The sequence below is a fragment of the Endozoicomonas sp. ONNA1 genome (assembly GCF_024606325.1).
Lineage (GTDB): Bacteria > Pseudomonadota > Gammaproteobacteria > Pseudomonadales > Endozoicomonadaceae > Endozoicomonas_A.
This window is the reverse complement of the sequence record NZ_JAHHPN010000791.1, coordinates 1-1,349: the sequence shown is the minus strand read 5'-3', so window position 1 is coordinate 1,349 and position 1,349 is coordinate 1. Positions and strand designations below refer to the sequence as shown.

Below are 1,349 nucleotides of genomic sequence, written 5' to 3'. Positions count from 1 at the left end.
TCGTCGCTACGTTTAAAGCCTGCAAGGGTGGCTTCAGTAAGAGCACCAATGGCAGCTTTAATTTCTGAAAGTTCACGGTCATGCTGTGCAATGCGCAACCGATTTTCCCGCTGGTTTTCCAGTACAATCTTCTGTGTTTCCCCGCTAATCTCGATGAGCCGGTGTACGGCGTTATCCAGCGATTCAAAATGGGATTCAAGTCTCTCTGCACGATGCTGCAGTGACATACTGCGTTCCGTTATCAATTATTGTGCAAGCAGTCAGCGTAGCAGATACTGAGAGATTGCACAGAGACACCTAACATAGGGTTATGTTGCTACCTAAACAATTCAGAATGTGACCCCAGACGCTCAAAGAATATTTTATCTTCTACCACTGCATAGATTAATAACCAGTCTGGCTCTATGTGACATTCTCGATAGCCGCGATAGTTACCAGTCAGGGAATGGTCTTTGTATCTCGCTGCAAGTGGTCTATCTTCTATGAGCCGGTCTGTGACTTTTTTTAATTTTGAGCAATCTTTACCCTGCTTCTTTGCTTTTTTAACGTCCCTTTTGAATTGATTCGTACTGACTGGCTTTAGCATCATTAAATATCCAAGTCATCGTACATTTCCTGAGCGTTTTCGTAGTGCGTTAAACCAACCCCTTTCTCTGTGTCGTCAAAGGCTTTAAGGGTTTCTTCATTAGGTATACGAACATCAAAAGGTAATCCATTGCACAAACCTACTTGCTTATAAAACAAGGTGATTGCATCTGTTGCGTTCAGCCCCAGTTTCTTGAATATCGCTTCTGCATGTTCCTTCACATCAGGCTCTATTCTGGCTCGGATCATTGCGCTTTTGCTCATTTTTAAGTACCCCTATGCGTCATATTGTTCTGTACAGTGTCATTGTAGATCATTTGGGGTACAGTGCAAACGCAACATAACAAACGCTTCCAATTCGTGGCTTCGCCACCCGACCGCCCTTCGGTCGGCGTCTGAAGCTGAGGGATATACTGCACACTCGGTATAATATCATCAACAACCGTACCACGAAGCATACTATCATGGCAGGGAAGCAACTCTCGGAGAAATCGCAAAGGCCGACCATAGCATACGCATGGCCAAAGCTTATACGACATTGCTAGCCCACCCTGACAGTGTCATACAGCAGCGAGGCCGTGACCTAAAGCTCTACGAAGAGATCCTGCGTGACGACCAGTTAAAATCCTGTTTCCAGCAAATACGTCTGACTGTCTCACAGTGACTAGTAAGTATTTCAGCTGCGAATTTCAGACAAAAGCTCTGGATTATTGTCCAGCAGTCTGAACAGTTTTACCAGTGAAAGTGGTGGTTTGGTTTTGCCA

The 1,349-nt window shown here is 44.9% G+C and carries 4 protein-coding genes; all 4 read right to left on the bottom strand.

Annotated elements, in window-relative coordinates; genetic code table 11:
• A partial coding sequence (locus tag KDK19_RS18925) for a hypothetical protein (protein ID WP_257292622.1) occupies window positions 1-227 on the bottom strand: 227 nt, incomplete at its 3' end.
• Between the two features lie 89 nt (window positions 228-316).
• A complete protein-coding gene (locus KDK19_RS18920) occupies window positions 317-586 on the bottom strand; it encodes a type II toxin-antitoxin system YafQ family toxin (protein ID WP_257281775.1) in 270 nt (89 codons plus the stop codon).
• A gap of 2 nt (window positions 587-588) precedes the next feature.
• Entirely contained in the window at window positions 589-849 is a 261-nt protein-coding gene (locus KDK19_RS18915; RefSeq protein ID WP_257281776.1) for a type II toxin-antitoxin system RelB/DinJ family antitoxin, read from the bottom strand.
• 412 nt (window positions 850-1,261) lie between these two features.
• Window positions 1,262-1,349 (bottom strand): type II toxin-antitoxin system MqsA family antitoxin (locus tag KDK19_RS24580; protein ID WP_368736474.1); only part of this gene is annotated, 88 nt, incomplete at its 5' end.

What these genes read in the sequence shown, in the direction of transcription:
- KDK19_RS18920 (WP_257281775.1), bottom strand. Translation starts at nt 586, where the DNA reads ATGCTAAAGCCAGTCAGTACGAATCAATTCAAAAGGGACGTTAAAAAA.
- KDK19_RS18915 (WP_257281776.1), bottom strand. Translation starts at nt 849, where the DNA reads ATGAGCAAAAGCGCAATGATCCGAGCCAGAATAGAGCCTGATGTGAAG.